This is a genomic window from Methylobacterium litchii, assembly GCF_038442315.1.
Taxonomy (GTDB): Bacteria; Pseudomonadota; Alphaproteobacteria; order Rhizobiales; family Beijerinckiaceae; genus Methylobacterium; species Methylobacterium litchii.
In genome coordinates, this window is the sequence record NZ_JBBXMY010000041.1 from 1 (window position 1) to 2,841 (window position 2,841).

General features: G+C 52.8%; 1 protein-coding gene and 3 pseudogenes. All 4 read left to right on the top strand.

The features are described 5' to 3' along the window. Positions 1-199: 199 nt before the first annotated feature. Positions 200-364, top strand: a pseudogene (locus AAHF99_RS26995) (transposase); the annotation flags it as partial. Positions 365-472: 108 nt separating this feature from the next. Further along, positions 473-1,027: pseudogene (locus AAHF99_RS27000) on the top strand (IS5 family transposase); the annotation flags it as partial. A gap of 273 nt (positions 1,028-1,300) precedes the next feature. After that, positions 1,301-2,116 carry an FkbM family methyltransferase gene (locus AAHF99_RS27005; protein WP_342167408.1) on the top strand — a complete coding sequence of 272 codons (816 nt, stop codon included), beginning with the start codon at positions 1,301-1,303 and terminating at the stop codon, positions 2,114-2,116. A gap of 274 nt (positions 2,117-2,390) precedes the next feature. Further along, positions 2,391-2,698 (top strand): annotated as a pseudogene (locus tag AAHF99_RS27010) (transposase); the annotation flags it as partial. Positions 2,699-2,841: the final 143 nt, after the last annotated feature.

Genomic DNA, 2,841 nt, shown 5'->3' on the forward strand with positions numbered 1-2,841 from the left:
CGCTGGCGATCGCAGCCAGCCGCTCCGCGTCGCTCGCATCGAGGAGCACGCATACCGTCTGGGCCATGGCCCAGACCCACACGTCTCACCGACTGAGTGAATCCTCCGTCCGCATCACTGCACTAGGATTTTTGCTGGGACGGGGTTGTGATTCGATGGCCAGCTTTCGGAGGACGAGAGCCGATGGTGTCTGCCCTGTCTGTGGATCGACGCTAGCGAGTCGGGGCTGCGATCGAGGCGCAAGCATCGTGCCGGGAAGCAGATCATCTCGGGCATCCTGCATGGCCTGACGTCAGGCTGCCGCTGGCGCGATTGCGCGTCCGCGTACGGCCCGTGCACCACGGTCTACAACCGCTTCAATCTCTAGTGCATTGACGCACTCACTTCGTTCATGCGTCTCTGCCCTAGCTTCTTCAATTTGAATCTGCTTTTCGAGACACGGCTGACGCCTTCATCTGGATTGATGTGCTAGTCGCGGCGCGACTTTTGGAAGCGTTGCTGACCGCGCTGGCCGAGGCTGGGTGGCCTAGCGATGCGGCCTCTCTCAACAGAAGTTACGTCCGGACTCATCGGACTGCCCATAGCGGGAACGGGGGGGGGGAACGAGGGCGCAAGCTATCGGCCCGTCGCGGGGTGATCAAACGACCAAGATCCACGCACTCACCGATGTCCTCGGGCGGCCCGGTGTCCTCCTGTTGACGCCGGGCAGCGCCAGCGACGTGACGACTGGCCCGGCAGTGCTGGCCGAAGCGCCGGGCCGGATCCGCCGCTTGAGCGCCGACAAGGGCTACGATGCCGACTGGCTGCGCACCGACCTTCGCAACAGTGGGGTCACGCCTGTCATCCTGGGCAAACGCAGTCGCAAGTGCCGGATCCGCTACGACAGGTCCCGCTATCGGAAGCGCTGGCGTGTCGAGGCCATGTTCAACCGACTCAAAGGCTTTCGCCGCATCCCCCGCGCTACAACAAGCTCGCCCGCAACTACGCCTCAGCCCTCGCCCTGGCCGCCATCATCACGTTCTGGTGCCGCACGAGTACAGCCCCTGAACACCCGCGCCCGAAAGGCCTTTTAGTAATAGGTACCCATTACAACGCCAATGGAATTGCCTTTTTACTCAATTTACCCAGAGATTCTCGTGTGCTTGTTGTCGAAATTGACAGCCTAATCTGCAGGCTATTTGTATCTGGTGCCATAATACCGATCTTATTGACAATATAATTAATCTGATGCAAACATGACTACCTAAATCTATCAGCCAATTGAAAGTGGTTCGTTCGTATAATTTTGCCCCCCTTGACGATGAGGCTGCAGAATATGAACTTATTTTCTTTTGTAAAGCGCGTAAACAATAATGCCCAAGAGATCAAGGCGCTTGGTCTGTTTTCAATGATGCGTCACTTTTATAGGATAATTTTTAAAAATAAAGATCTCATAAGAATTAAAACACGCATAGGTGATATTTATTTAAGACCGCTTGCCAGTGATAATATCGTAATGTCGAAGATTTTCGTCGATCGTGAATACGACATCGATCGATTTTCACAGGGCGCTAAAGTTAGAAAGAAATATGAGGAAATTATCGCGAATGGCAAGACTCCGCTCATAATCGATGCTGGCGGCAATATTGGCTTGGCCTCTCGGTTTCTAGCAGATGCATACCCCAAAGCTACAATTGTCACCGTTGAGCCAGATCCTGAAAATTGTAAAGTTGCCCGCAAGAATGTGTTTGGCTATTCAAATATCAATCTCGTGGAAGCTGCTATCGGCGGTAAAACAGGTTTCGTATCCATCAACGAAAATGAAGTAGAAGCCTGGGCGATCCAGACCAAACGCGCAAACGGGGGGATCCCTATACTAACTATCAATAATATTTTGGAGAGACAAGAAAACTGTGAGCTTTTTATAGTCAAGATTGACATTGAGGGGTTTGAGTCTGATTTATTTTCAGCAAACGTCGAGTGGGCCGAAGAAGCGATGGCCATCGCCATCGAACCACATGATTGGCTACTTCCTGGCGCCGGATCCAGCAGCAATTTTCAAAGAACATTGATGAATGGCAATCGTGACATACTGATCGTTGGTGAGAACATTATAATGGTAAAAAATGGCTCATAAGACATCTTATCATAATTGAAGGCAGATGAGGGACTACTGTGCGGTACAGTTGGACATTCTGGAATAACCATGGGTCAGCTCTGAGCATTCAGAGCGCCCAAAAAAACTATGATTCGATAGAAAGCCAGACAATGATGGCGGTGACGGTCGTATCCTTTGTTGGCGTATAGCCGTCCTAAAGAATTAGCTCTCTGTTGGAGTGTGAACCGCACTAAGATGTTAAAAATTGTGATTTTGTAATTTCGGGTGATCGTTTTGCGGCTTGGAGGTGGCTATGGCGGACCTGTTTTGGTTCTCGAACGAGCAGTGGGTGGTGATTGAACCGTTCATGCCCAGGAACTAAGCCGGACCGGCGCGGAAGGACAACTGGTAGATAATTTCCGGCATCTTGCACGTGATAACCTCCGCTGCCGCTGGCGTGACTATCCAGCGGAGTATGGGCCGCGTACCTCCGTCTGAAGCCGATTCTACAGGTAGTCTCGCCGCGCCTTCTAGGAAGCCATGGTGGAGGATCCGGCCAAGGCTTTGTGGGCCGGCGATGCAGCCGTACTTGATAGCACCTGTGTGCGAGCCCTCCGCTCGGTCCTCTGCCAAAACATATGGTCGCCCCGTCTGCAAGTGGCTCTGGATCCGCTGGTCTGAGCAGTCTGCATAAACGTATCCGGCCCTCTGGCGAGCCGTGAGTAAAGATGGAGATCCGCGCGTCCTGGGCCTTATAAAGGGGT

Coding starts and splice junctions, on each gene's coding strand:
- AAHF99_RS27005 (WP_342167408.1), top strand. CDS start 1,301: ATGAGGCTGCAGAATATGAACTTATTTTCTTTTGTAAAGCGCGTAAAC.